Origin of the sequence: Microbacterium sp. 71-36 (assembly GCF_001898305.1) — a bacterium.
Taxonomy (GTDB): Bacteria; Actinomycetota; Actinomycetes; order Actinomycetales; family Microbacteriaceae; genus Microbacterium.
Genome location: NZ_MKTP01000001.1, coordinates 187149 through 212388, shown reverse-complemented (window position 1 = coordinate 212388; position 25240 = coordinate 187149). Strand labels below are relative to the sequence as shown.

General features: G+C 69.8%; 26 protein-coding genes and 4 tRNA genes. 18 read left to right on the top strand and 12 right to left on the bottom strand.

The genetic code is table 11. The features are described 5' to 3' along the window. Positions 1-163: 163 nt before the first annotated feature. The 4 genes from BGO45_RS01020 to BGO45_RS01005 all read right to left on the bottom strand — a co-directional run bounded on the left by BGO45_RS01020 (position 164) and on the right by BGO45_RS01005 (position 5364). Positions 164-2302 (bottom strand): 3-hydroxyacyl-CoA dehydrogenase NAD-binding domain-containing protein, encoded by a 2139-nt coding sequence (locus BGO45_RS01020; RefSeq protein ID WP_292689258.1) that lies wholly within the window; start codon positions 2300-2302, stop codon positions 164-166. Further along, positions 2299-3507: a thiolase family protein gene (locus BGO45_RS01015; RefSeq protein WP_292690091.1), complete on the bottom strand. Its 1209-nt coding sequence runs from the start codon at positions 3505-3507 to the stop codon at positions 2299-2301. The genes BGO45_RS01020 and BGO45_RS01015 overlap by 4 nt, the downstream gene beginning before the upstream one ends. A gap of 71 nt (positions 3508-3578) precedes the next feature. Then, positions 3579-4775 carry an HRDC domain-containing protein gene (locus BGO45_RS01010; RefSeq protein ID WP_292690089.1) on the bottom strand — a complete coding sequence of 399 codons (1197 nt, stop codon included), beginning with the start codon at positions 4773-4775 and terminating at the stop codon, positions 3579-3581. Next, positions 4768-5364, bottom strand: a complete 597-nt coding sequence (locus BGO45_RS01005) for a DUF3000 domain-containing protein (RefSeq protein ID WP_292690088.1) — start codon at positions 5362-5364, stop codon at positions 4768-4770. The genes BGO45_RS01010 and BGO45_RS01005 overlap by 8 nt, the downstream gene beginning before the upstream one ends. Positions 5365-5383: 19 nt before the next feature. Between BGO45_RS01005 and BGO45_RS01000 the strand changes: the two genes are divergently transcribed. Beyond that, complete coding sequence (locus tag BGO45_RS01000) at positions 5384-6592, top strand: alpha/beta fold hydrolase (RefSeq protein WP_292690086.1); 1209 nt, start codon at positions 5384-5386, stop codon at positions 6590-6592. Between the two features lie 4 nt (positions 6593-6596). On the opposite strand, the gene BGO45_RS00995 is transcribed toward BGO45_RS01000, so the two are convergent. Both BGO45_RS00995 and BGO45_RS00990 read right to left on the bottom strand, forming a co-directional pair. After that, positions 6597-7037, bottom strand: coding sequence for a SufE family protein (locus BGO45_RS00995; protein WP_292690084.1), 441 nt, complete (start codon positions 7035-7037; stop codon positions 6597-6599). 34 nt (positions 7038-7071) lie between these two features. Beyond that, positions 7072-7974 (bottom strand): sulfurtransferase, encoded by a 903-nt coding sequence (locus tag BGO45_RS00990; protein ID WP_292690082.1) that lies wholly within the window; start codon positions 7972-7974, stop codon positions 7072-7074. Positions 7975-8092: 118 nt separating this feature from the next. On the opposite strand from BGO45_RS00990, the gene zapE reads away from it, so the two are divergent. The 3 genes from zapE to BGO45_RS00975 all read left to right on the top strand — a co-directional run bounded on the left by zapE (position 8093) and on the right by BGO45_RS00975 (position 11206). Next, on the top strand, positions 8093-9130 hold the full coding sequence (gene zapE, locus BGO45_RS00985) for a cell division protein ZapE (RefSeq protein ID WP_292690080.1): 1038 nt from the start codon (positions 8093-8095) through the stop codon (positions 9128-9130). 168 nt (positions 9131-9298) lie between these two features. Further along, positions 9299-10570, top strand: coding sequence for an ammonium transporter (locus tag BGO45_RS00980; protein WP_292690078.1), 1272 nt, complete (start codon positions 9299-9301; stop codon positions 10568-10570). A 96-nt stretch (positions 10571-10666) separates the two neighbouring features. Then, positions 10667-11206 (top strand): type II toxin-antitoxin system PemK/MazF family toxin, encoded by a 540-nt coding sequence (locus BGO45_RS00975; RefSeq protein WP_292690076.1) that lies wholly within the window; start codon positions 10667-10669, stop codon positions 11204-11206. A gap of 100 nt (positions 11207-11306) precedes the next feature. On the opposite strand, the gene BGO45_RS00970 is transcribed toward BGO45_RS00975, so the two are convergent. Beyond that, positions 11307-11660 (bottom strand): hypothetical protein, encoded by a 354-nt coding sequence (locus tag BGO45_RS00970; RefSeq protein WP_292690075.1) that lies wholly within the window; start codon positions 11658-11660, stop codon positions 11307-11309. 81 nt (positions 11661-11741) lie between these two features. Beyond that, positions 11742-11817, bottom strand: a tRNA-Val gene (locus BGO45_RS00965). 152 nt (positions 11818-11969) lie between these two features. Here BGO45_RS00965 and BGO45_RS00960 point away from each other — a divergent pair. The 3 genes from BGO45_RS00960 (at position 11970) to BGO45_RS00950 (ending at position 12278) form a co-directional block, all read left to right on the top strand. Next, positions 11970-12042, top strand: a tRNA-Gly gene (locus tag BGO45_RS00960). A gap of 64 nt (positions 12043-12106) precedes the next feature. Next, a tRNA-Cys gene (locus tag BGO45_RS00955) sits at positions 12107-12177 on the top strand. A 26-nt stretch (positions 12178-12203) separates the two neighbouring features. Beyond that, positions 12204-12278: transfer RNA gene (locus tag BGO45_RS00950), tRNA-Val, on the top strand. Positions 12279-12403: 125 nt separating this feature from the next. On the opposite strand, the gene BGO45_RS00945 is transcribed toward BGO45_RS00950, so the two are convergent. Then, the gene (locus BGO45_RS00945; protein ID WP_292690073.1) at positions 12404-12760 is read right to left on the bottom strand and encodes a hypothetical protein; all 357 of its coding nucleotides are present in this window, start codon (positions 12758-12760) and stop codon (positions 12404-12406) included. 162 nt (positions 12761-12922) lie between these two features. Between BGO45_RS00945 and BGO45_RS00940 the strand changes: the two genes are divergently transcribed. Together BGO45_RS00940 and BGO45_RS00935 are read left to right on the top strand one after the other, a co-directional pair. After that, the gene (locus BGO45_RS00940) at positions 12923-13336 is read left to right on the top strand and encodes a PPOX class F420-dependent oxidoreductase (protein ID WP_292690071.1); all 414 of its coding nucleotides are present in this window, start codon (positions 12923-12925) and stop codon (positions 13334-13336) included. A 171-nt stretch (positions 13337-13507) separates the two neighbouring features. Next, a complete protein-coding gene (locus BGO45_RS00935) occupies positions 13508-13891 on the top strand; it encodes an ATP-dependent DNA ligase (RefSeq protein WP_292690069.1) in 384 nt (127 codons plus the stop codon). A 19-nt stretch (positions 13892-13910) separates the two neighbouring features. Here BGO45_RS00935 and BGO45_RS00930 read toward each other — a convergent pair whose 3' ends face one another. After that, positions 13911-15059: an SLC13 family permease gene (locus BGO45_RS00930; RefSeq protein WP_292690067.1), complete on the bottom strand. Its 1149-nt coding sequence runs from the start codon at positions 15057-15059 to the stop codon at positions 13911-13913. A gap of 81 nt (positions 15060-15140) precedes the next feature. Here BGO45_RS00930 and thrS point away from each other — a divergent pair, with 81 nt between their 5' ends. Both thrS and BGO45_RS00920 read left to right on the top strand, forming a co-directional pair. Beyond that, the gene (thrS, locus tag BGO45_RS00925) at positions 15141-17150 is read left to right on the top strand and encodes a threonine--tRNA ligase (RefSeq protein WP_292690065.1); all 2010 of its coding nucleotides are present in this window, start codon (positions 15141-15143) and stop codon (positions 17148-17150) included. A gap of 32 nt (positions 17151-17182) precedes the next feature. Continuing rightward, positions 17183-17713, top strand: coding sequence for an HIT domain-containing protein (locus BGO45_RS00920; RefSeq protein ID WP_292692801.1), 531 nt, complete (start codon positions 17183-17185; stop codon positions 17711-17713). A 96-nt stretch (positions 17714-17809) separates the two neighbouring features. On the opposite strand, the gene pdxY is transcribed toward BGO45_RS00920, so the two are convergent. After that, on the bottom strand, positions 17810-18661 hold the full coding sequence (pdxY, locus tag BGO45_RS00915; protein WP_292690064.1) for a pyridoxal kinase PdxY: 852 nt from the start codon (positions 18659-18661) through the stop codon (positions 17810-17812). Continuing rightward, positions 18658-19998: an aminotransferase class I/II-fold pyridoxal phosphate-dependent enzyme gene (locus BGO45_RS00910; protein WP_292690062.1), complete on the bottom strand. Its 1341-nt coding sequence runs from the start codon at positions 19996-19998 to the stop codon at positions 18658-18660. Before BGO45_RS00910 ends, pdxY begins: the two co-directional genes overlap by 4 nt. A 95-nt stretch (positions 19999-20093) precedes the next feature. Here BGO45_RS00910 and pdxS point away from each other — a divergent pair, with 95 nt between their 5' ends. The 7 genes from pdxS (at position 20094) to yajC (ending at position 25211) form a co-directional block, all read left to right on the top strand. Beyond that, on the top strand, positions 20094-20978 hold the full coding sequence (gene pdxS / locus BGO45_RS00905) for a pyridoxal 5'-phosphate synthase lyase subunit PdxS (protein ID WP_292690060.1): 885 nt from the start codon (positions 20094-20096) through the stop codon (positions 20976-20978). Beyond that, positions 20968-21588, top strand: a complete 621-nt coding sequence (pdxT, locus tag BGO45_RS00900) for a pyridoxal 5'-phosphate synthase glutaminase subunit PdxT (RefSeq protein ID WP_292690058.1) — start codon at positions 20968-20970, stop codon at positions 21586-21588. Before pdxS ends, pdxT begins: the two co-directional genes overlap by 11 nt. Before the next feature lie 10 nt (positions 21589-21598). Then, on the top strand, positions 21599-22357 hold the full coding sequence (locus tag BGO45_RS00895; RefSeq protein ID WP_292690056.1) for a YebC/PmpR family DNA-binding transcriptional regulator: 759 nt from the start codon (positions 21599-21601) through the stop codon (positions 22355-22357). Between the two features lie 48 nt (positions 22358-22405). Then, on the top strand, positions 22406-23011 hold the full coding sequence (gene ruvC / locus BGO45_RS00890; protein WP_292690054.1) for a crossover junction endodeoxyribonuclease RuvC: 606 nt from the start codon (positions 22406-22408) through the stop codon (positions 23009-23011). Positions 23012-23020: 9 nt separating this feature from the next. Further along, positions 23021-23641, top strand: coding sequence for a Holliday junction branch migration protein RuvA (gene ruvA / locus BGO45_RS00885; protein WP_292690052.1), 621 nt, complete (start codon positions 23021-23023; stop codon positions 23639-23641). Further along, a complete protein-coding gene (gene ruvB, locus BGO45_RS00880; RefSeq protein WP_076490480.1) occupies positions 23634-24683 on the top strand; it encodes a Holliday junction branch migration DNA helicase RuvB in 1050 nt (349 codons plus the stop codon). The genes ruvA and ruvB overlap by 8 nt, the downstream gene beginning before the upstream one ends. 78 nt (positions 24684-24761) lie before the next feature. Then, positions 24762-25211: a preprotein translocase subunit YajC gene (gene yajC / locus BGO45_RS00875; RefSeq protein WP_076490481.1), complete on the top strand. Its 450-nt coding sequence runs from the start codon at positions 24762-24764 to the stop codon at positions 25209-25211. Positions 25212-25240 lie beyond the last annotated feature (29 nt).

Sequence of the window (25240 nt, the reverse complement as noted above, 5' to 3'; positions counted from 1 at the left end):
GGTGACGGAACGGCTCGGCGTTCGAGAACAGGAGATCGTGCGGGAACAGACCGCGGCGTCCCCGCGTCGACCTGTTCTCGACGGATCTCCTGTTCTCGTGCGCGTACAGAACGACGGCGGCGCCGCCCCCTCGGGGACGGCGCCGCTGTCGTGCGGGCGGCTCTCAGCCGCCGATACCGCGGATCGGCGGGTGGTGGAACGTGTCGCCGAAGGCGCGCTCCGACGCCCCCTCGCGGTCGAGGTAGGGCGAGGCTCCGCCGTCGATGAACGGCCATCCGGCGCCGAGGATGAGGCACAGGTCGATGTCCTGCACCTCGGGGACCACGCCCTCCTCGAGCATGATCTTGATCTCCTGCGCGAGACCGTCCTGCACGCGGGCGAGGATCGTCTCGGGTGCGACCGGAGTCGTGCCGGTGACGAGCACCTTCTGCGCGGCCTTGGTCCAGCCGGTGACGCGGCCGCCCTTGTCCTTCTCGACGACCTCGGGGAGTGCCGCGAGCTCGTGGAAGTTCTCGGATGCGAAGAAGCGGTCGGGGAAGGCGTGCGCCATCGTGTCCTGCACGTGGGCGGCGACCTTCCAACCGACGAGGTCGATGAGCTGGAACGGCCCCATCGGCAGGCCGAGCGGCGCGAACGCCTTCTCGACGACCGTGATCGGCGTTCCCTCGTACACCGCGCGCGCGGCCTCGCCCATGACCTTGGCGAGCAGGCGGTTGACGACGAACCCGGGCGCGTCGGCGGTCAGCACCGCGTTCTTCCCCAGGCCCTTGGCCACGACGAACGCCGTCGACAGCGCGGCGTCGGAGGTGGCATCCGTTCTCACGACCTCGATGAGCGGCATGACCGCAACGGGGTTGAAGAAGTGGAAACCGACGAGACGCTCGGGATTCTGCAGCACCGACCCGATCTCGGCGACCGAGAGCGACGAGGTGTTGGTGGCGAGGATCGTGTCTTCGGCGACGATCTTCTCGATCGCGGAGAACACCTCCTGCTTGACACCGACCTCTTCGAAGACGGCCTCGATGACGAAGTCGCAGTCGGCGAACTCACCGCGGTCGGTCGTCCCGTGCACGAGCGCGCGCAGCTGGTTGGCGGTGTCGGCGTCGAGCCGGCCCTTCGCCTCGAGCTTCCCGATCTCCTCGCGGATGGATGCCACGCCCTTGTCGACGCGTCCCTGGTCGAGGTCGGTGATGATCACGGGCACGCGCAGCTTCCGCACGAACAGCAGGGCGAACTGCGAGGCCATGAGGCCTGCGCCGATGACGCCGACCTTCGTGACCTTCTTCGCCAGCGCCTTGTCGGGCGCCCCGACGGGCCGCTTCGCGCGCTTCTGCACGAGATCGAAGGCGTACATGGATGCCGCGAACTGGTCGCCCGCGATGAGGTCGGCGAGAGCCTCGTCCTCGCGCGCGAAGCCCTCCGCCTTCGTGCCGCTCCTGGCCTTGTCGAGGAGATCCAGTGCGACGTAGGGGGAGCGCGGGACGGTGCCGATCTTGGACTCGAGCATGTTGCGCGCGACCTTGATCGCGATCGGCCACTTGGTGAGGCGCTCGATCTTGCCCGGCTCGTTCTTCCGCTCGACGCGGACGCGACCGGTCAGCACGCCGTCGGCCCACCGCAGCGAGTCCTCGAGGTAGCTGGCCGCGGGGAAGATGGCATCCATGATCCCGAGGTCGAAGGCCTGCTGGGGTTTGAGCATGCGGTTCTGCTTGAGGGGGTTCGACACCACCACCTCGAGCGCGTTCTCGATGCCGATGAGGTTCGGCAGCAGGTACGCGCCACCCCACCCGGGGATGATGCCGAGGAACACCTCGGGCAGGGCGATCGCGGCCGCGGAGGCGTCCACGGTGCGGTACGTCGAGTTCAGCGCGATCTCGAGACCGCCGCCCAGGGCGAGGCCGTTGACGAACGCGAACGACGGGACGCCGAGCTCGGACAGCGAGCCGAGCACCTGGTGCCCGCGCTGGGCGATCAGACGCGCGATGTCCTTCGACGGCAGGTTCGCCACCTCGGAGAGGTCGGCGCCGGCGGCCAGGATGTACTGCTTGCCGGTGATCGCGACGGCGTGGATCTCGCCGGCGGCCGCCCGCTGCTTCAGCGTCTCGAGCGTCCGGCCGAGCTCCGCGAGGGTCGCCGGGCCCAGGGTGTTCGGCCGGGTGTGGTCGCGGCCGTTGTCGAGCGTGATCAGCGCGACGACGTTGCCCGAGGGCAGCCGTACGTCGCGGACGGGGGAGTGCGTCACGACCTCGTCGGCGCTGAGTCCGTCGAGGGGCGAGAAGTCGATGGAGGCGTAGTCGGTCACTTGCGCTTCTTCTTTCCGTCGAAGAACGGGTTCTCCCAGATCACGGAGCCGCCCTGGCCGAGACCGACGCACATGGCCGTGAGGCCGTAACGCACGTCGGGACGCTCGGCGAAGTGCGCCGCGAGCTGGATCATGAGACGGACACCGGATGCCGCGAGCGGGTGGCCCAGGGCGATGGCGCCGCCCCACGGGTTGACGCGCGGGTCGTCGTCGGCGATGCCGAAATGGTCGAGCAGCGAGATGACCTGGATCGCGAAGGCCTCGTTGAGTTCGAACAGACCGATGTCGTCGATCGTCAGACCGGCCTTCTTCAGCGCCTTCTCGGTCGAGGGGATCGGACCGATGCCCATGATCTCGGGCTGGACGCCCGCGAACGCGAAGGAGACCATCCGCATCTTGGGCGCGAGGCCGAACTCCTTCACGGCGCCGGAGCCCGCGAGCAGGCTGATCGTCGCGCCGTCGGTGAGCGGCGACGACGTACCGGCGGTGACGCGGCCGTGCGGTCGGAAGGGGGTCTTGAGGGATGCCAGGCCCTCGAGAGTGGTCTCGGGGCGGCGCCCCTCGTCCTCGGTGGCGAGGCCCCAGGCGCCCTCGGCATCCTTCACCGCGACCGGGACGAGGTCGGGCTGGAACTTGCCGGTCTCGTACGCGGCCTGCGCCTTGTGCTGGCTGGCCATGCCGAAGCGGTCCGCGCGCTCCTTGGTGAGGTGCGGGAACCGGTCGTGGATGCGCTCGGCCGTCACGCCCATGTTGAGCGCGCCCGGGTCGACGAGCTTCTCGGCGACGAACCGCGCGTTCGGGTCGGCGTTGGCGCCGATGGGGTGGCGCCCCATGTGCTCGACACCGCCCGCGAGGGCGACGTCGTACATACCGACGCCGATCGACGCGCCCATCGTGGTGACGCTCGTCATGGCGCCGGCGCACATGCGCTCGATCGCCAGGCCCGGCACGGTCATCGGCAGGCCGGCGAGGATCGCCGCCGTGCGTCCGAGCGTGAGGCCCTGGTCACCGGTCTGCGACGTCGCGGCGATCGCCACGTCGTCGATCCGGTCCTTCGGCACGTCGCCGTTGCGTTCCATCAGCCCGATGATCGCTTTGACCACCAGGTCGTCCGCGCGGGTGTTCCAGTACATGCCCTTCTCGCCGGCGCGCCCGAAAGGGGTCCGCATACCGTCGACGAAGAAGACGTCCGACATCTCGGCCACTCTGCCTCCAAAAGTTGGGATGCAGCCAGCCTAGGAAACGCGTCGCAGCGCGAAGAATCGGTTGTCCGAACCTACGAAGTCGGCTCCGCGGCGTCCGGATCGGCGTTGAGGGAAGCTACAAAGCTATCGGCGATCACCTGTGCAGTCTGCTCAATCTGCCACGGGCGGGCGCCGAGGTCGGCGAGAGCGGCCGAGACCGCCTCGACCGACAGCTCGGCCGGGGGAGTCCACGCCACGCGACGCAGCGTCTCGGGGGTGAGCAGGTTCTCCGTCGGCATCCGGAGTTCCTCCGCGCGGGCCTCGACCGCGGGACGCGCGGCCTTCAGGCGGCGGTCCGCCTCGGGGTTGCGGTCGACCCACGCGCGGGGCGGAGGGAGCGTGTCGCTCGGCACGCGGTCCGGCGGCAGATCTGTGGCCTCGCGCCCCGCGACGATCGCGTTCCACCAGCGGTCGAGCTGCGTCCGGCTGGCCCGTCCGTTGAACTCCTTCACACCCGCGAGGGCCTGCTTGCTCTGCGGGTCGGCGAGGACGGCGGCGACCAGGGCCCGGTCGGGCACGAGGCGGCCGGGGGCCACGTCCTGCTCGCGGGCGTAGTCCTCGCGTGCCTGCCACAGAGAACGGGCCACGGCGAGGGAGCGGCGGCCGCGGACGGTGTGGAGGCCACTGAGGCGACGCCACGGGTCGTCGCGCGGCGGCTTCGGCTCGCGCTCGAGCACGGCCTGGAACTCCTGGCGGGCGAACTCGGTCTTGTCCTGCTCGTCGAGCTCTTGCGCGAGCTTGTCCCGCACATCGACGAGGTGCTCGACATCGAGGGCCGCGTACTCCAGCCAAGACGCCGGCAGCGGCCTCGTCGACCAGTCCGCCGCGGAGTGGGCCTTGGCGAGGGTGATCCCCAGCGTCTCCTCGACGACGGCGCCGAGGCCGACGCGTTCATGCCCCAGCAGCCGCGAGCCCAGCTCGGTGTCGAAGATCACGGGAGGTTCGAGACCGCGCTCGCGCAGCGACGGAAGATCCTGGCTCGCCGCGTGGAAGACCCACTCGACGTCGCCGATCGCCTCCTGCAGGGGGGAGAAGTCCTCGATGGTGGAGGGATCGAACAGGAAGACCCCGGCCTCGCGGCGGAACACCTGGATCAGGTAGGCGCGCTGCGAGTAGCGGAACCCCGAGGCGCGCTCGACGTCGACCGCGACGGGACCGACCCCGGATGACAGAGACTGCGACGCCGCGGCGAGACCCGCGGCATCCTCGATGACGATGTACTCAACCACGCGGGGGCCTCCGGGCTCCGAGAACCGCAACGCCCTCCGACCCCGGGGGGAGTCCGGCGAGCATGCAGACAAGCTCCGCCCACGCCTCGAGGTGGGGACGGAAGGGACCGCGCGGCGACCATGACGCGCGAAGTTCGATCTGCGACCCCTCACCCTGCGACGCGAGCGCACCGAAGCCGGTCGACAGCGTCTTGGTCGCCGTCCCCGACTCGGAATGGCGTTCGGCACCGCGCGAATCGAGGGCGTCGATCAGCCACGACCAGGCGACCTCCGCCAGCAGGGGATCGATTCCGATCTCCGGCTCGAGCGGCGCCTGCGCGAAGCACACCACGCGCCACGCACCGCCCCACGACTCGGGCTCCTCCGGGTCGTGCAGAAGGATGAAGCGCCCCGTGCCGAACAGCGAATCCGTCGCGTGCGCGTCGGGTCGCACATCACCGGCGAGCGCCAGCGACTGCGGTGCAAGACCCGAGGGCGACGGGATCTCGCGCACCACGAAGTCATCGCGGAACGAGGTCGCGCGCAACTCGTCGGCCGCCCGGGCGAAAGGAGTCGCCGCCTCGGGTGAGCGGGGGTCAGTCACGGCCACAGACTAGAGTGAGGCCTCGATGAACGCTCCCAGGCGCGCCGCGAGGCGCCGGGCCCCGCATCCCGCGGCCGCACCGGTGCGGGTGGCCCTCACCGGTCTGACCGCCGCTCTCGGACTCAGCGCCGCAGCGCTCGGCGCCGTCTCGCTGCGGATGGCCCGCACCGTGGTCACCCCCGCGGGCCGCGTCCCCGACGTCCGGATCGTCTCCCTCGATCCGGCCGCGCAGACCATCACCCTCGAGCGCACCGACGACACCTCGCTTCCGGGGCGCTACGGGCTGTTCACGACGGGCACCTCCGACTACCTGCGCCTGGGGTCGGTCGTGAAGGAGGACGGCGCGGCCGTGACGCGGAAGCTCCTCACGCACGTCCCGGCGGACTCTCGGCTCGCGCCCGCGGCGGCCTTCAGCGGCTGGTACTACGACAAGCCCGAGGATCTGCAGATCCCGTACCGCAACGCGCTGATCGGAACCCCGGTGGGCCCGTGCCCGGCGTGGGAGTTCCCGGCGGCGATCGACAGCGACGTGTGGGTGATCCAGGTGCACGGCCGCGGGACGACGCGCTCCGAGGCGCTGCGCGCCGTGCCGGTCTTCCACGAACTCGGCATCACGAGCCTGCTCGTGTCGTACCGCAACGACGGCGAGGCGCCCCGCAGCCGCACGGGCACCTACGCCCTCGGTGCGACCGAGTGGCGTGACGTGGACGCCGCGATCGGCTACGCCCGCCGTCAGGGAGCCCGCCGCATCCTGCTCATGGGGTGGTCCATGGGGGGCGCGATCGCGCTGCAGACCGAGTTCTCCTCCCCCCACCGCGATGTGATCGCGGGTCTCATCCTGGAGTCGCCCGTCGCCGACTGGCGCACGGTGCTGCGGTACCAGAGCCGGCTCCTCCGCCTGCCCGCGATCGTTCTGACGTTCGCGCAGCAGATCCTCGGCTCCGACTGGGGCGCGGTGCTCACCCGCAGCGGGTCCGCGATTCCGCTCGACAGCCTCGACGCCGTCGCGCGCGCCGGTGAACTCCGGCATCCCGTGCTCGTCCTCCACAGCGACGACGACGGTTTCGTGCCGAGCGACGCCTCTCACGCTCTCGCCGACGCGCGACCGGATCTCGTCACGATGGAGACGTTCGGCGCGGCGCGCCACACCAAACTGTGGAACTACGACGAGACCCGGTGGACCCGGGTGATCCAGGACTGGGTGCGCGCGCGGGGCCTCGCCACCGAAGAGTGACGCGTCAGAGACCGCTCTTGGCGCGCACCTGACGCTTCGCGCGCATGAGCATGCCGGTCATTCCGGCGATCCGCAGCGGGCTGACGGCACGGGTGAGTCCGATGCTCTGCGGGAAGTCGTCCGGGACCGCCAGCACCTCCGCGGCCGAGAGTCCGGTGAGACCCTGCGCCAGGATGCTCGCGAAGCCGCGCGTCGTGGGCGCCTCGGCGGGTGCCGTCGCGTGCATCGCCACGCGGCCCGCGTCGTCGACGTCGACCACGATGTACACGGGCGACTGGCACTCGGCGACCCGCTCGCACATCTCCGGGTGATCGGCGTACTCCGCCGGGACGTCCGGCAGCTCATGGGAGAACTCCAGGAGCAGCTGCAGACGGTCGGGCTCGTCGAGCTCGAGGAACTCGTCGCGGATCTCGGCGAGGCGGGCGGGGAGGGTGTTCTCGGACATCACCGTCAGTCTCCCACGCCCGCGACGCGCGGGATCAGCGGGCGGGAACCTCGCCCGGCTCGGACCCGGAGACGATCGGCACGCGCACCGCGCTACCCCACTCGGTCCACGATCCGTCATAGTTGCGGACGTCCTCGAAGCCCAGGAGGTGCTTCAGCACGAACCACGTGTGGCTGGACCGCTCACCGATGCGGCAGTACGCCACGATCTTGTCGCCGTCTTTCAGACCTGCGCCGTCGCGGTAGATGGCATCCAGTTCTTCGCGCGACTTGAAACCGCCGTCCTCGGCCACGGCCTTCGCCCACGGAACGCTCTGCGCACTCGGGATGTGACCGGCGCGGAGCGCGCCCTCCTCGGGGTAGGCGGGGGCGGAGGTGCGCTCGCCCGAGTACTCCTCGGGGGAGCGCACATCGATCAGCGGGTTGCCGAGGTGGGCGAGGACGTCGTCCTTGTAGGCGCGGATCACGGCGTCGTCACGCTCGACGATCGGGTATTCGACGGGCTCGCGCGTGGTCGGCTCGGTGGTGAGCGGGCGACCCTCGGCGATCCACTTGTCGCGGCCGCCGTCGAGCAGGCGCACGTCCTCGTGTCCGAACAGGGAGAACACCCACAGGGCGTACGCGGCCCACCAGTTGTTCTTGTCTCCGTAGATGACGACGGTGTCGTCGCGCGCGATGCCCTTCCGGCTCAGGAGCTTCGCGAACCCCTCGCCGTCGAGGTAGTCGCGCACGACCGGATCGTTGAGCTCGGTGTGCCAGTCGACCTTCACCGCGCCCGGGATGTGCCCCGTCTCGTAGAGGAGCACGTCCTCGTCGGATTCCACCACCACGAGGCCGGGCTGACCGAGGCGTTCCTGCAGCCAGTCGCCGGTCACGAGACGGCCGGGCTCTGCGTACTCGGCGAACTTGGGGGAGGTGGTGTCGAACTCGACGGTCACGATGTCTCCTCGGTCGGGGTGGGGGAGCGGGCGGCGTAGGGTGGACACCGCACCTTCGACCCTAGGACCGCCGTGTCGAAGCGGGCACCCTCCCGTAAGACTGCGACACAGGACGGCCATGACCTCAACGCCCGCGACGACCGGTGTCGTGCACCTCATCGATCGCGAGCCGGCCATCTCGGGCGCCGAGATGGTGAGTGCGCTCGTGCCGCCGCCGCAGTTCGACGGTGCGACGTTCGACTCGTATCGAGCGGACGCCGCCTACCCCTCGCAGCAGGAGGCGAAGGAGCTGCTGCAGGCTTTCGCGACCGGCCACAGCGCACCCGTGAAGAAGAGCGGCTTCTTCCGCCGCGCCGAGAAGACGCCGCCGGTCAAGCCCGGGGTGTATCTCGACGGCGGATTCGGTGTCGGGAAGACCCACCTGCTCGCGTCGATCTACCACGCGATGCCCGCCCGTCGGAAGTACTTCGGCTCCTTCATCGAGTACACGGCGCTCGTCGGCGTCCTCGGCTACGCGAAGGCGGTGGAGCTGTTCCGCGGCTCCGATCTGCTGTGCATCGACGAGTTCGAGCTCGACGACCCGGGCGACACGATGGTGATGACCCGGCTGCTCGGCGAGCTCGTGGCATCCGGGACCCGTCTCGCGGCGACGTCGAACACCCCGCCCAACGCCCTCGGCGAGGGACGTTTCGCCGCGCAGGACTTCCTCCGCGAGATCCAGTCGATGGCCGACAGCTTCCGCACGATCCGCATCGACGGCACCGACTTCCGTCAGCGCGCGATCGACGGCGAGGCCCGGGTCCTCACGGACACCGAGTACGCCGAGGCGATCCGGGATGCCGCCGCGCGCGGTGTCGCGACCGACGACGAGTTCGCGGGTGTCGTGGCGCACCTCGCCCGCGTGCACCCGTCCCGCTTCATCCGTCTGATCGACGGCGTCGACACGATCGGGCTGCGCGACGTCCAGGTGCTGCACGACCAGTCCGCGGCGCTGCGACTGGTCGCATTCGTCGACCGCGCCTATGACGCGCAGATCCCGATCCGCGCCACCGGCGTTCCCCTGAACACGGTGTTCGCCGACGAGATGCTCGCGGGCGGCTACCGCAAGAAGTACCTGCGTGCCGTGTCACGTCTGGTCGCGTTGACGCACTCCTGACCGACCGTTTCATCGCTGCTTCGCGGCACCGCGAAACGTGATGTTTACACGACCCCGGCGGCTGTAACGCGTTCGAAACACGATTCCCACGCCGATGGAAACCGGGGCTGGGAACACTGAGGGGACCCGACGCTACACCTGCGTCCCTGCAGAGAGGTTCTCTTCGAGATGGATCAAGGCAACACCGCATTCATCCTGATAGCAGCGGCACTCGTGCTGCTCATGACGCCAGGACTCGCGTTCTTCTACGGCGGACTCGTCAAGGCCAAGAGCGTCATCAGCATGATGATGATGAGCTTCGGCGCCATGGGACTCATCGGAGTCCTGTGGGTGCTCTACGGCTACGCGATCGCATTCCCGGCCACGGACGTCGGCGTGACCAACGTCCCGTGGGCCATCGACTTCAATGAGCTCGGCCTTTCGGGCGTGCTCGAGACGCCCGAGGGCGCCGCCTACCCGCCGCTCGCCTTCGTCGCCTTCCAGGCCACGTTCGCGATCATCACCGTCGCACTCGTCTCGGGCGCCATCGCCGACCGCGCCAAGTTCGGCTCGTGGATGGTCTTCGCATTCCTGTGGTCCACGATCGTCTACTTCCCGGTCGCCAGCTGGGTCTTCAACTTCGGTCTCGCCGAGGACGGCTCGTTCTCGTACGGCGGCTGGATCACCAAGGGCATGCAGGACGTCTTCGGTGTCGGCGCGATCGACTTCGCCGGTGGTACCGCCGTTCACATCAACGCCGGTGCCGCAGCGCTCGCTCTCGCGCTCGTCCTCGGCAAGCGCGTCGGCTTCCAGAAGGGCGCTCACGCCCCGCACAACCCGCCCTTCGTGCTCCTCGGTGCCGGCCTGCTGTGGTTCGGCTGGTTCGGCTTCAACGCCGGTTCGGAGCTCGCCGCGGACGGCACCGCCGCCCTCGCCTTCGTCAACACGATCGCTGCGCCCGCTGCGGCCCTGCTCAGCTGGCTGATCGTCGAGAAGATCAAGGACGGCAAGCCGACGTCCGTCGGCGCCGCCTCCGGTGCCGTCGCGGGTCTCGTCGCGATCACCCCGGCCTGCGCCGCTCTGACGCCGTTCTGGGCGATCGTGCTCGGCCTCCTCGCCGGTGCCGTCTGCGCCCTGGCCATCGAGCTGAAGTTCAAGCTCGGCTTCGACGACTCGCTCGACGTGGTCGGCGTGCACCTGGTCGGCGGTCTCCTCGGAACCCTGTACCTGGGCATCTTCGCCAACACCACCGGCCTCATCTACAGCGGCTCGTTCAACCAGCTTCTCGTGCAGGCCATCGCGGCCTTCGCGGTCCTGATCTACTCGTTCGTGCTCGCCTACGTCATCGGCTTCGCGATCGAGAAGACGATCGGCTTCCGCGTGAAGAACGAGGACGAGATCGCCGGTATCGACACCGTCGTGCACGGTGAAGAGGGATACGTCCTCACCGACGCCCGCTGATACGCACTCCCCGGGACGGGGCGTCACGGATTCGTCCGTGACGCCCCGTCCTTCTCTGCGTCCGGGTGCCACGGGGCGCTGTCTAGGGTTGTGCGTATGGGAACCGCCGCGCGCCTCGTGTCCGCCCTCCTGCGAGCCTTCCGGCCCTCGAGCCGCGCCCTGGCGCCCACGGCGCCGCCGAGGAGCCGCAGCACGGCCTCAGCGCCCCTCACGCCCGGTCAGGGCAGCGGAGAGTCCGCGACCGTCGAGATCGCCCCACCGCGCAGGCTGACCCTCTCGTACGCACCCCAGCGCGACGGCGCCCCCGACGGCGGCGAGATCGTCTGGACCTGGGTCCCGTACGAGGAACGCGACGGACGCGGCAAGGACCGTCCGGTGCTGATCATCGGGCGAGCGGATGCCACCCGCTCCTACGCCGTGCGCCTGACGAGCAAGCCGCACGCCGGCGACGCCGACTACCTGGCGCTCGGCACGGGGGAGTGGGACCCGCAGCGACGCCCGTCGTGGGTCGACATCGAGCAGCTCTATCTCGTGCACGACGCCGGCATGCGCCGCGAAGCCGCGACCCTGGACCGACGCCGCTTCGACGCCGTGGCATCCGCTCTGCGAGCCCGCTACGGGTGGACGCAGGGCTGAGGGGCGCGCGTCGCCGGGTGCGCGTTCCGCGAGACTGCATCCGCCTGACAAACCCACTGCACGTTGCGGGGGACTTGTCGGGGAGGTGCAGTCTCGGGGGTCAGACGCCGGCGGAAAGCCGCTGGAGCAGCATGTCCGCGGCGAACGAGAGGTTCGACACCTGCCACGCGACGATCACCGCCGCGATCGCACCGAACCAGACGGTGTCCCGGAGAGGACGACGGCGGAGGATCCGGTGGATGACGAGACCCACGGCCGTGATCATCGCCACCACCGCTCCCGCGACCTGAGCGAAAGCCATGCGGACGTAGTCGTGCGCATCCGGCGACGTCCAGCTGGTGAAGGCGACGGTGATGGCCATCGGCACGATGAGGACGCCGACGACGAGGACGACCGCCGAGGACAACCCGCGCAGTCGAGAGCCGGGCAGGGGACGGGCGGCGGTCTGCTGCATGGGCAGAGCCTAGGGGAGCGGATGCCGTCAGCCCAGGCAACGCCGGGAAACGACGAAGCCCCCGGCGAACCGGGGGCTGTGTGGTGGGCGATGCCGGACTCGAACCGACGACCTCTTCCGTGTGAAGGAAGCGCGCTACCAACTGCGCCAATCGCCCATCGTCCCGAACGGGACTCGACTACCTTACCCGATCCGCGCGGCCCGATCGGACCACCCGGGCGGACACGCGCGGGCCGCGTCCGGTTTTGCGGACGCCCGGGAATCGGGTAATGTCTTACGAGTGCTCGGGGCAAGCCCCGGGAACGAAATGCGGATGTAGCGCAGTTGGTAGCGCACAACCTTGCCAAGGTTGGGGTCGCGAGTTCGAGTCTCGTCATCCGCTCGAGTGTGAAGATCGCCGTCAGGTTCATGGCGGAAGATCACGACACGTGGGTCGAACCACACACGGTGGCGTGGCCGAGCGGCTAGGCACCGGCCTGCAAAGCCGTTTACACGGGTTCGAATCCCGTCGCCACCTCGCCTACAACTGAACAGCCTTCACAGGCGCGATTGGCGCAGCGGTAGCGCGCTTCCCTGACACGGAAGAGGTCACTGGTTCGATCCCAGTATCGCGCACCACCTGAAACCCCCGGCTCGCCGGGGGTTTTCGTGTTTCCAGCGACGGCCACGGCCGCGGGTCGGGGTGGCCGCCGGTCATCCGCCCCGTCCGCGCTCACCGCACTGCGGCCGAACGCCTCGTCCTCCTACTCGTCGCCGCTCGTGCGCTGCCGGATGCGCCGCGTCGACGGGCGCACCGGATCGTCCCCGTCGCGGGCCGGCTCGGCATCCACCGTCTCGTCCAGACGCTCGCGCAGCTTGGCGGACTGCTCGGCGGGCGATACCGGGATGCGGGAGTGCCCGGAGCCGTCGGCGTCGACTCGCCGCAAGTACCAGCTGAGGGGCAGCTCTCGGGTTCCGAACCAGCCGCGTCGGGAGCGGACGATCGTGAATCCTTGATCCCGCAACGACGACGCGTGCTCGTGCGTCAGTGCGGTCGGTGGAACACGCACCCATCCGCGGCGGAAATCGTAAGCGTGGGTCGCGATGTGGTGGCGAGACATGCGGACCTCCTCACCTCGAAGAATCGCATGCCGGTCGCAAGGGGCTCATGCACGACGTGTTCCATTCGTGTGAACAATGCTCAACGTTTCATATGAACGCAGCGATGATTCGCGCGACGCAAGCCGGGACCCCGAGGAATCCGATCGCAGTAGCGTGAACGCATGACCGTCCCCGACACCTCCTGGCGAGAGATCGCGTCCTCCCCGTTCGTCTCGCTCGCCACTTTCCGCCGCGACGGCACCGCGGTCGCCACCCCCGTATGGATCGCCCGCGACGGCGACGAACTCGTCGTGACGACCGAACGGAAGACCGGGAAGGTCAAGCGCCTGCGCAACGACCATCGCGTGACACTGCGTCCGTGCTCGCGGATGGGGAAGATCGAACCGGATGCCATCACCGTGCACGCCCGGGCACGGATCGGCGGCCCGAGCGCGGACGATCGTCGGGCGGAGGTCGCGCTGCGCCGCAAGTACGGGTGGCAGTTCCGCGCCATCATCGGGTTCGAGGCGTTCCTGCGCCGCGTGCAGCGTCGGCCCGGCGATCGGGTCATCCTGCGGATCTCCCGCGCCGACTGATCTCCGCGCCGAGAAGCGCATAGACGTAAACCGCCCGCACCGCAACCGGGTTTGCGTTTCCCGGTGATTCACGAGAGGTTGCACGCAAGAGCGGTGGCATCCCCCTCCATCCGCGTTCGTCATTTCTCGCCAGGAATGCGCGGCCACCGGGGTGCTTCCCGGGAGGCTTCCATGGGCAAATTCATCTACGACGGCAACATCAAAGTGGATTTCGAGGACCGCCTCCTCGCGCATCTGCAGGCGGTGATCATGGCGAAGGTGCGGCGGGGGGAGAGCTTCCCGTTCACGTGGAAGGACGACATCAGCATCGGCGGCGGCCGGACCACGGTGTACATCCACCCGAACGTGTCGATGGTGTTCAAGTACCACGGCAGCCGCAACCCGCAGCTCAGCAGCAAGTGGCTGCACGCTCTGACCTACAACGCCAACTCGGGACGTGGCCTCTACGTCATCCCCGAGCCGGACGACACCGCCGTGCGCGAACAGCCGCCCCGCGAGGAGATGGTGTTCCGCGAGGTGCCCAACGATCAGTCCCCGTTGGCCGCCCGGTCGTGAGGCGCTGAAGAGCTGAGGCTCACAGCGCCAACGGCAGCACGGCGAGCACCAGGATCAGCGGGGCGATCACCGCACCCAGCAGGATGAACCGACTCCACCGCACCTCGATGCCGGCCGCGACGAGGCGGTCGTGCCACAGCAGCGTCGCCAGAGACGCCCACGGTGTCACGATGGGTCCGGCGTTGACCCCGATGAGCAGAGCCGCGAGGCGCGCCGGAGAGCCGGCGACCGACTCCATCGCGAGGTAGGCCGGGAGATTGTTGATTCCGTTCGCTGCCAGGGCACCGGCACCCGCGACCTGCCACAGCGACACCAGGTCGTCGCCGGAGCCGGCCAGCACCGACGTCACACGGCCGATGCCCACGGCTTCCAGAGCGCCGACGGCGAGGAACAGCCCGCCCGCGAACACCAGTAACGACCACGGCACCAGACGGATGCCGAGAGCGCGCGGCGCGCGCAGGGCGAACGCGATCACGAGCACGACGGCGGCCGCGAGGGCCGGCATCCACGGATCCAACCCGATCACGAGCAGCGGCAGCAACGCCACCGTGACGACGGCGGACACGCGCAGCAGCACGGGATCCGCGACGGCGGGGGAGGCGGCATCCGGGTAGGTCCTCGGCAGTTTCCGCAGGAACACCGCCGTCAGCACCGCCACGGACACCGCGATGGCGATCAGAGCGGACGGCCCCAGCAACGCGAGGAACGCCACCGGGTCGTGTCCGCCGAGCGCGTCGGATGCCAACAGGTTCGTGAGGTTCGACACGGGCAGCACGAGCGAGGCGGTGTTCGCCAGCACCACCGTCACGAACGCGAACGGCAGCGGATCGAGCCTGCGGGCGACCGCCATAGCCACGACGACGGGGGTCAGCAGCACCGCGGTCGTGTCGAGCGACAGGAACGCCGTGGCGACCGTCGCGAGTGCCACGACCAGGACCCACAGCCAGACCGTGCGTCCCCGTGCGATCCGGGCGAGGCGGGCGGCGACCACATCGAACAGTCCGGCCTTGGATGCCAGCTCCGCCACGATCGTGACGGCCACCACGAACAACAGGATGGGCCAGACGCGGTCGGCGACGGCGAGGGCCTGATCGGCGGGGAAGATACCGACGAGGAGCGCGATGATGCCGAGGATCCACAGCACGCCGCCGATGATGGCCAGAGTCACCGCTCCACTATGCGGCACTCCACGTGCCGTCGAGGCCACGCCCGGCGGGTAGCCTGGAATCGACCCATCCAGGAGACCGCCTTGACTGATGCCGCCCTGCCGTCGGAGCAGAACCTTCCCGCCGACGGCTTCGCCCTCTTCCCCGACCGTTCGGTCGTCGCCCTGCGCGTGAACGGTGAGCTGAAAGACCTCGCGACGACCGTGCACCCGCACGACGAGATCGAACCGGTCATGATCGACAGCCCCGAGGGTCTGTCGATCCTGCGGCACTCGACCGCGCACGTGCTGGCGCAGGCCGTGCAGCGCGTCAAGCCGCAGGCGAACCTCGGCATCGGACCGCCCGTCACCGACGGCTTCTACTACGACTTCCAGGTCGACGAGCCCTTCACCCCCGATGACCTGAAGGTCATCAAGAAGGAGATGGAGCGGATCGTCCGCGAGAACCAGCGCTTCGTGCGCCGCGTGGTCACCGACGACGAGGCCCGCGCCGAGCTCGCCGACGAGCCGTTCAAGCTCGAACTCATCGGCCTCAAGGGCGGGTCCGCCGAGGCCGCCGAGGGCGCGTCCGTCGAGGTCGGCGCCGGTGAGCTGACGATCTACGACAACGTCACCCGCGACGGCGAGACCGCATGGAAAGACCTCTGCCGCGGACCTCACGTCCCCGGTACCCGCCTCATCGGCAACGGCTGGGACCTGACGCGCATCGCCGGCGCCTACTGGCGCGGGAGCGAGAAGAACCCGCAGCTGCAGCGCATCTACGGCACCGCGTGGGCGACCAAAGACGACCTGCGCGCCTACCAGCACCGGCTGGAGGAGGCCGCGAAGCGCGACCACCGCAAGCTCGGCAAGGAGCTCGATCTCTTCTCGTTCCCCGACGAGATCGGCCCGGGCCTGAGCGTCTTCCACCCCAAGGGTGGAATCATCCGGTACGAGATCGAGCGCTACATGCGCGAGCGACTGCTCGCCAGCGGCTACCAGGTCGTGAACACGCCGCACATCACCAAGGGCGATCTGTTCATCACGAGCGGTCACCTGCAGTGGTACGCGGACGGCATGTACCCCCCGATGGTGCTCGACGAGGTCGTGGATGCCGACGGGCACGTGTCGCGCGAGGGCCAGGAGTACTACCTGAAGCCCATGAACTGCCCGTTCCACAACCTGATCTTCCGCTCGCGCGGGCGCAGCTACCGCGAGCTGCCCCTGCGCCTCAGCGAGTTCGGGTCGGTCTACCGCTACGAGAAGAGCGGCACGCTCGCGGGCCTGACCCGCGTGCGCGGCATGACCCAGGACGACACGCACATCTACGTCACCGCCGACCAGGTCAAGGGCGAGCTGACCCACAGCCTCGACTTCGTGCTGCAGACGCTCCGCGACTACGGCCTCCACGACTTCTACCTCGAGCTGTCGACGAAGGAGGAGGGGAACCCCAAGTTCATCGGCGACGACACGTTGTGGACCGAGGCGACGGAGACCCTCCGCGAAGTCGCCGAGGCCTCGGGCCTCGAGCTCGTGCCCGACCCGGGCGGGGCTGCGTTCTACGGCCCGAAGATCTCGGTGCAGGCGCGCGATGCGATCGGCCGGACGTGGCAGATGTCGACCATCCAGCTCGACTTCAACCAGCCCGAGCGCTTCGAGCTCGAGTACACCGGCCCCGACGGCGAGAAGCACCGCCCGGTGATGATCCACCGCGCGCTCTTCGGTTCGGTGGAGCGCTTCTTCGCGATCCTGCTCGAGCACTACGCCGGCGCGTTCCCGGTGTGGCTCTCGCCCGTGCAGGTCGTGGCCGTGCCCGTCGCCGCAGAGTACGGCGAGTACCTCGACGGCATCGTCGCGGAGCTCCGCGCGAAGGGCGTGCGCGCCGAGGTCGACCACAGCGACGACCGCATGCAGAAGAAGATCCGCACGCACACCACCCAGAAGGTGCCGCTGCAGCTCATCGCCGGCGAGGCCGACCGTGCCGGGGGCACCGTGTCGTTCCGTTTCCGCGACGGCACGCAGCTCAACGGCATCCCGGTCGACGAAGCCGTCGCGCGCATCACCGGCGCGATCGCGACCCGTGCGCTCGTCGACACCGCCGAGGATCTGGCGTGACGACAGAACAGGATGCCTCCGTCGGCGGCGATGTGGAGATCATCGCCGCCGCGGAGCTCCCGGGGGTGCCGGACGAGTTCCAGCGCCTGTGGACCCCGCACCGCATGGCCTACATCCAGGCCGGGCGCGAGCCCATGGAGCAGAACTGCCCGTTCTGCGCTGCGCCGGGGAAGTCCGACGAGGACGGCTTGATCGTCGCGCGGGGGAAGACCGCCTACGTACTGCTGAACCTGTTCCCGTACAACTCCGGGCACCTCCTGGTGTGCCCGTACCGCCACATCGCGACCTACGACCAGGCGACCGACGAAGAGGTCGCCGAGATCGGCGCGCTGACCCAGCGGGGGATGCGCGTGCTGCGCGCGGTGTCACGCTGCGACGGATTCAACCTCGGCATGAACCAGGGCGCGATCGCCGGCGCCGGCGTCGACGCGCACCTGCACCAGCACATCGTTCCGCGGTGGGCATCGGATGCCAACTTCTTCCCGATCATCGCGAAGACGAAGGCGCTGCCGCAGCTGTTGGGCGACGTGCGTCGCACGGTGGCCGAGGCCTGGAACGCCTGACGCCGCGCCTCACTTGCCCCATATCGTCGGCAGCATCGAGCTCCACCGACGATATGGGGCGAACGAAGCGCTCGCGCGGCCGGGCCTCCGCGTGCCTCAGCGCACCTGGCGGACGGTGAACTGCAGACGCGGGTGCGCGTACGCCTCCTGCGACTCGATGAGCAGCAGTTCGCGCGACCCCGCCGCGTAGGTGTTCGACAGCAGGTCGAAGACGCTGGACGCCGTGCGCGCGAGGGCGTCGGCGGCATCCCCGGTTCGGCGGTAGTGCGCGGTGAAGAGGGCGGCGGTGACGTCGCCCGAGCCGTTGGCCTTCATCGGGATGAGGGGCGTCTGCACGATCCACGCGCCGGCGTCGTCGACGACCATCATCTCGATGGTGTCGGGCTCGCGGTCGGGTCGCTCGACACTCGTCACGAACACCGTGCGCGGACCACGCGCGCGCACGAGGTCGGCGGACTCCAGCGTGGACTCGATGCTCCCGGGCTCGGTGCCCGTGAGGAATCCGAGCTCGAACTGGTTCGGCGTGAGGATGTCGGCCACCGGCACCACGCGCTCGCGCAGGAGCTCGGGGATGGCCGGCGCCACGAAACACCCCGACTTGGCGTTGCCCATGACCGGGTCGCAGGCGTAGACGGCATCCGGATTCGCCTTCTTCACCCGCGCGACGGCGTCGATGATGACGTCGGCGATGCCCTCGCCGCCCTGGTAGCCGGACAGGATCACGTCGATCTCGCCGAAGACGCCGCGCTCCTCGATGCCCGTGATGACGTCGGCGACGTCGGCCGGGGAGATGAGCGGACCCCGCCAGGCGCCGTAACCGGTGTGGTTCGAGAAGTTGACCGTGTACACCGGCAGCACCTCGACGCCGATGCGCTGCAGCGGGAACACGGCGGCGGAGTTCCCGACGTGACCGAAGGCGACGGCGGACTGGATCGAGAGGACCTTCATGCCTCGATCCTCCCACCTCGGACGGACGGTCGGAGCGCGGCCACGGCCGTGGCGAGGTCGTCGGCGAGCGCGGTCGCCTCGGCGTCGTCGAGCTGGTGGACGGTGAGCCGCAGGTAGTCGCCGGCCGCGTCGGGGGAGAGGAAGAAATGGTCCCCGTCGCGCACGAGCCAGCCGCGACGCATCAGGTCTTCCCGCACGCGGGCCGCCGCGACCGGCAGCGGAACCCACAGGTTGAGTCCGTCGCCGACGGCGACCGGCAGCCCGCGCGCCGCGAGCCCGGCGGCGAAGGCGGCGTTGCGCTCGGCGTAGTGCACGGCGGCGCGCTCGATGTCGGCGCGCACGTCGGGGTCGGTCACCAGGGACAGTGTCAGGCGCTGCAGGATGTGGCTCACCCACGTCGTGCCCGGCGTGAGACGCAGCGCCAGCCGTTCGGCGGTCTCCTCATCGGATGCCACGACCGCGAGGCACATGTCGGGCCCGAGGAACTTCGACACCGACCGGATCCGGGCCCAGCGCTGCTGCGCACGTCCGATGATCGACTGCAGGGGGGCGCGGGAGAGCAGCGAGAAGTGGTCGTCCTCGATCACGAGGACGTACGGGTGGTCGGCGAGGACCGCGCGCAACTGCGCGGCGCGCTCCGTCGTGAGGCTCGCCCCGGTGGGGTTGTGGGCGCGCGGCGTGCAGATGACCGCGCGCACTCCGTCGGCGAGCGCGGCCCGCAGCCCCTCGACCGTCATGCCCTCGGCATCCACCGCCACCGGCACCGCCCGGTACCCGTCCTGGCGCACCGTGTGCAGCGCCGAGAGGAAGCAGGGATCCTCCAGGGCCACCGCGTCATCGCGCTGCAGCGCCTGCGCGAGCAGCCGCTCGATGGCGTCGCTCGCCCCGCTGGTGACGGTGATGCGCGGGGCGGGGTCGGGGAGTTCGTCGGCCATCCATTCGCGCGCCCAGGCTTCGAGCCCGGGATCGACGACCGGTTCCCCGTACAGCACGGGTCGACCCGAGCGGGCCAGGGCGGCGGCGGGATCGGGGATCAGCGCGGGGTCGGGGTTTCCCGTGCCGACGTCGCGGAGCACGGTTCCGGCCGCGTACCCCTCCTGCGCGACCGGGGCGTGACCGGCTACGCGGGTGCCGCCGCGGCCCCGGGCGATGACGAGCCCGGCCTGCGCGAGAAGTCGATAGGCCGCGACGACGGTGTTGCGGTTGACGCCGAGGTCGACCGCGAGGGTGCGGACCGGGGGGAGCGCGTCGCCCGGCTGGAGCTGTCCGCGCTCGATGCGTTCGCGGAGCCCTGCGGCGATCTCGGATGCCGAGCGCCCGGTGATGTCGACGTCCATGCGCCCCCTCTCGCTTCCTCCAGCCTATGTCCTGCGTCGTGCTACGGTTTGGCCTAAGCCAAACGAAGCGCCCCGAAGCGCGAAGGGAATCGACAATGACCGAGACCGGAACCTCCCGCGTCAAGCGCGGACTCGCCGAGATGCTCAAGGGCGGCGTCATCATGGACGTCGTCACCGCCGAGCAGGCCCGCATCGCCGAGGACGCGGGCGCCGTCGCCGTCATGGCGCTCGAGCGCGTCCCCGCCGACATCCGCGCACAGGGCGGCGTGGCGCGCATGAGCGACCCCGACCTGATCGACGACATCATCGCGAGCGTCTCGATCCCCGTGATGGCCAAGGCCCGCATCGGACACTTCGTCGAGGCGCAGATCCTCCAGGAGCTCGGGGTCGACTACATCGACGAGTCCGAGGTGCTCTCGCCCGCCGACTACGTGAACCACATCGACAAGTGGAACTTCGACGTTCCGTTCGTCTGCGGCGCCACGAACCTCGGTGAGGCGCTGCGCCGGATCACCGAGGGGGCGGCGATGATCCGCTCGAAGGGTGAGGCCGGCACCGGCGACGTCTCCGAGGCGACCAAGCACATCCGCACCATCACGGGCGAGATCAACACCCTGCGGGCGAAGACCAAGGACGAGCTGTACGTCGCCGCCAAGGAGCTCCAGGCGCCCTACGAGCTCGTCGCCGAGATCGCCGAGACCGGAAAGCTGCCCGTCGTGCTCTTCACCGCCGGGGGCGTGGCCACCCCCGCCGACGCCGCCATGATGATGCAGCTCGGCGCCGACGGCGTCTTCGTCGGCTCGGGCATCTTCAAGTCGGGCAACCCCGCCCAGCGCGCCGCCGCGATCGTGAAGGCCACCACCTTCCACGACGACCCGAAGATCGTCGCCGAGGCCTCGCGCGGTCTCGGCGAGGCGATGGTGGGCATCAACGTCGCCGACCTCCCCGCGCCGCACCGCCTGGCCGAGCGTGGCTGGTAACAGCCCCCGCGTCGGCGTCCTCGCCCTCCAGGGCGATGTCCGCGAGCACCTCCGCGTGCTCGCGGACCTGGGCGCCGAGGCCCGGCCGGTCCGACGCGCGTCCGAGCTCGCCGAGGTCGACGGGCTCGTGCTGCCGGGCGGCGAATCGAGCGTGATCGACAAGCTGGCGCGCGCCTTCGGTCTCTTCGACCCGATCCGGGCGGCCGTCGCCGACGGCTTGCCCGTGCTCGGCACGTGCGCGGGCCTGATCCTCCTCGCCGATCGCATCGACGGAGCGATCGAGGGCCAGCGCACCTTCGGCGGTCTCGACGTCCGCGTGCAGCGCAACGCCTTCGGATCGCAGACGCAGTCGTTCGAGACCGACCTCGCCGTCCCCGTCCTGGGCGATCCACCCGTGCACGCCGTGTTCATCCGCGCACCCGTCGTGACGGAGACCGGACCCGATGCCACCCCCCTCGCGGCTCTGCCCGACGGCCGTGTCGTCGCGGTGGAGCAGGGTGCGCTCCTCGGCCTCGCGTTCCACCCCGAATCCACCGGCGAGACGCGCTTCCACGCGCGGTTCCTCGATCGCGTCCACAGTCGCACCGGGGGACGGGCGCCCGCGCTCTAGACTGGAACCCATGTCCGGACACTCCAAATGGGCCACGACCAAGCACAAGAAGGCGGTCGTCGACGCCCGCCGCGCCAAGTCGTGGGCCAAGCTCATCAAGAACATCGAGGTCGCCGCCAAGCTCGGTGGAGCGGACCTCCAGGGCAACCCGACCCTCTTCGACGCGGTCCTGAAGGCCAAGAAGACCTCGGTCCCGAAAGACAACATCGACCGCGCGATCAAGCGCGGGGCGGGCATCGGCGGCGAAGCGGTCGAGTACCTCTCGATCATGTACGAGGGCTACGGCCCCAACGGCGTGGCGTTCCTCATCGAGTGTCTGACCGACAACAAGAACCGCGCCGCGGCCGAGGTGCGCACCGCGCTGAGCCGGAACGGCGGCACGCTCGCCGATCCCGGCAGCGTCGCCTACAACTTCAGCCGCAAGGGCGTCATCGTGGTGCCCTCCGAGGGCACCACCGAGGACGACGTCATGCTCGCCGCCCTCGAGGCCGGCGCCGAGGAGATCGAGCCGCACGGTGAGGGCTTCGGCATCATCACCGAGGCGAGCGACCTGGTCGCCGTCCGCTCCGCGCTGCAGGAGGCCGGCATCGAGTACGACTCCGCCGACGTGGAGTTCGTGCCCTCGCTGAAGATCGAGGTCGACGCGGACACCGCCCGCAAGGTCTTCCGCCTCATCGACGCGCTCGAAGACAGCGACGACGTGCAGAACGTCTACACCAACTTCGACCTCACCGCCGAGGTGCAGGCCGAACTCGAGAACGACGAGTAAGGGCGCGCCCTGCCCCACTCCACGACCCCTGCGCCTAGCGTGGGGGTCGTGTCTCGTTCTCTGCGCGTTCTCGGAATCGACCCCGGGCTGACGCGCTGCGGCATCGGGGTGGTCGACGTCTCGCCCGACCGCACGGCATCCCTCGTCCACGTCGGGGTGGCCCGGTCGGCCGTCACCGACCCGATCGAGAAGCGCCTCGCGGCGATCGCGGCGGGGATCCGCGCGGTCCTGGAGGCGCACGACCCGCACGTCGTCGCCGTCGAGCGGGGGTTCGCGCAGAACAACCGCCACTCGGTGATGGGCACCGCCCAGGCCAGCGGCATCGCACTGCTGCTCGCCGCCGAGCACGGCATCCCCGCGGCCACGCACACGCCCAGCGAGGTGAAGGCCGCCATCACCGGCTACGGCTCCGCCGACAAGCTGCAGGTGCAGACGATGGTCGCGCGGGTGCTCCGGCTCGACGCGCTGCCGCAGCCCGCCGACGCCGCCGACGCCCTCGCGATCGCCCTGTGTCACGCCTGGCGCGGGGGAGCGGCGACAGCGGCGACCGGGGGCGCGCTGACGCCCGCGCAGAAGGCGTGGCGGGATGCCGAGAAGCGTCAGTCGCCCACGGGCATGCGTGTCGCTCGAACAAAGGTCCGAACCGGCGCGTAGGCTCGTCGCATGATCTCTTCGCTGCAGGGTGTCGCCGCGCACATCGGCGACGACGCGCTCGTCGTGGTCGTCGGGGGAGTGGGGCTCTCGGTGGCCGTGACCCCGCAGGTCGCACGGACGACGCACGTCGGCGACCAGGTCCACCTGCACACGCACCTCGTCGTGCGCGAAGACGCCCTGTCGCTGTTCGGCTTCGAGTCGCGCGAAGAGCTCGTGGTGTTCACGCAGCTCATCGGTGTCACCGGCGTCGGCCCGAAGTCCGCGATGGGAGTGCTGTCGTCGCTGACGGTGCCGCAGATCGCGCAGGCGGTCGCCGATGACGACGACGCCCCCTTCAAACGCGTGTCGGGCATCGGGCCGAAGACCGCGAAGCTCATCGTCGTGCAGCTGGCCGGCAAGCTCGCCGTGCCCGCGGCGCAGGCTCCGGCCGCGGTCGCGCCGCACGGGCAGGTGCCGCTGCAGGTGACGCAGGCCCTCATCGGGCTCGGCTGGAGCGAGCGCGTCGCGGCCGAGGCCGTGGCATCCGTCGCCGAGAACGCCGCCGACGCCGACCGCGCGTCCGTGCAGTCGCTGCTCCGGCTCACGCTCGCGCTGCTGGGGCCCGCGCGGAAGGAGCCCGTCGGTGGCTGACGTCGTGCGCGACGCCGGCTCGCCCGACGACGAGACCGAACTCGCGATCGAGGGTGCGCTGCGCCCGACATCCCTCAGCGAGTTCGTCGGTCAGCAGAAGGTCCGCGGACAGCTGCAGCTCCTCCTCGATGCGGCCCGGATCCAGCAGCGCTCGCCCGACCACATCCTGTTGTCCGGTCCGCCCGGCCTCGGCAAGACGACGCTCGCGATGATCGTCGCGCACGAGAGCGGCCGTCCCCTGCGCCTCTCCAGCGGTCCGGCGATCCAGCATGCGGGCGACCTCGCGGCGCTGCTGTCGTCGTTGACGCCGGGAGAAGTGCTCTTCATCGACGAGATCCACCGCATGGCGCGCTCCGCCGAAGAGATGCTCTACCTCGCCATGGAAGACTTCCGCATCGACATCATGGTCGGGAAGGGCGCCGGCGCCACGAGCATCCCCCTCGACCTCGCCCCCTTCACCCTGGTCGGCGCGACCACGCGCGCCGGGCTCCTCCCCAACCCGTTGCGCGACCGCTTCGGGTTCACCGCCCACCTCGAGTACTACGAGCCCGAAGAACTCGAGCAGGTCGTCTCGCGCTCGGCATCCATGCTCGATGTCGGACTCCCCGGCACCGCCCGCACCGAGATCGCCCGCCGGTCGCGCGGCACGCCGAGAATCGCCAATCGCCTCCTCCGCCGCGTGCGCGACTACCTCGTCGTGCACGGCCCCTCGACGGGGACGGATGCCGGCGATGCCGACGTCCGCACGGTCGACGCCGCCCTCGACCTGTACGACGTGGATGCCATCGGCCTCGACCGGCTCGATCGCGCCGTGCTCGACGCCCTCGTCCGACGCTTCCGCGGCGGTCCCGTCGGCCTGAGCACGCTCGCGGTCGCCGTGGGCGAAGAACCCGAGACGATCGAGTCGGTCGTCGAGCCGTATCTCGTACGGATCGGGTTCATGGGACGCACACCGCGCGGCCGCGTCGCCACGCCCGAGGCCTACGATCACCTCGGCGCTCCCCACCCCGACGGCCTGCTCCGGTTCAGTCAAGGGGGATGACCTATACTCGGCGAGGGATTCCCCGCCCCCACAGGCAGTGCCGCCCGGCGCGCCTGAATCGAAAGGTGCACCGCCTCCATGGATTTCGCGAGCTTCTTCGCCAACTACGGCCTGATCATTCTTCTGATCGGCCTGCTGGTCTTCATGTTCTACAGCTCGCGTCGCCGCATGCAGAAGCAGAAGCTCGAGCAGGAAGAGAAGGCGCGCCAGACGGTTCCGGGATCCGAGGTGCTGCTGCAGGGCGGCCTCTACGGCACCATCGTCGAGTACGACGGTGAAGACCTCGACAAGCCCGCGCAGGTGGAGATCGCCCCGGGTGTCGTCATCAAGGTCCACAGCCAGGCGGTCCTCCGTGTCGTGAACCCCGCCGAGGGCTTCGTGACCGAGGACGAGCTGATCGAGGCCGAGGAGTCGCAGGCCGAGTACGTCGCGGGCGTCGCCGACGGCGACATCACCTCGCTCAGCGACGACCACCGCGCCCGTGAGGCCCAGGCCGAGCGCGACGACAAGGATCGTCCGCAGGCCTGACGCCCCTCCCCACCTTTTCCGTTCACCGC